This window comes from Pseudomonas sp. EA_65y_Pfl1_P113 (assembly GCF_963970525.1).
Taxonomy (GTDB): domain Bacteria; phylum Pseudomonadota; class Gammaproteobacteria; order Pseudomonadales; family Pseudomonadaceae; genus Aquipseudomonas; species Aquipseudomonas tritici.
In genome coordinates, this window is sequence record NZ_CAXAQM010000294.1 from 1 (window position 1) to 555 (window position 555).

General features: G+C 65.6%; 1 protein-coding gene. It reads left to right on the forward strand.

From position 1 onward, the window contains the following. Positions 1–555 (forward strand): amidase family protein (locus AACY52_RS29685; protein WP_339561282.1); only part of this gene is annotated, 555 nt, incomplete at both ends.

The following is a 555-nucleotide window of genomic DNA, read 5'->3' on the forward strand; positions in this document are numbered from 1 at the left end:
GCCGGACTGCCCTTCGCCGCCAAGGATCTATTCGACGTGGTCGGCCGCCCGACATTGGCGGGGTCCAAGATCAACCGCGACCTGCCACCTGCGGAAACGGACGCGACCGCGATCGAACGACTGGTTGCGGCTGGCGCCAATCTCGTTGGTATCACCAACATGGACGAGTATGCCTACGGGTTCAGCACGGAAAACGCCCATTACGGCCCGACACGGAATCCGCACGATCCGGCTCGCATAGCTGGTGGCTCGTCGGGTGGTTCGGCCGCTGCGGTCGCAGCGGGCATCGTGCCGGTGGCTTTGGGATCGGATACGAATGGTTCGATCCGGGTGCCGGCGTCGCTGTGCGGCGTGTTCGGTCTGAAGCCGACGTTCGGGCGTCTGTCGCGCGCTGGCACCTTTCCTTTCGTTGCCGACCTCGACCATATCGGGCCGTTCGCGCGTGATCTCGGCGACCTTGCCGCGGTCTATGACTTCCTCCAGGGTGTCGATCCGCGCGATCCGGCCTGCGCCGGGCGCAAGGACGAACTTGTCAGCGACCTCATCGACCGCCGG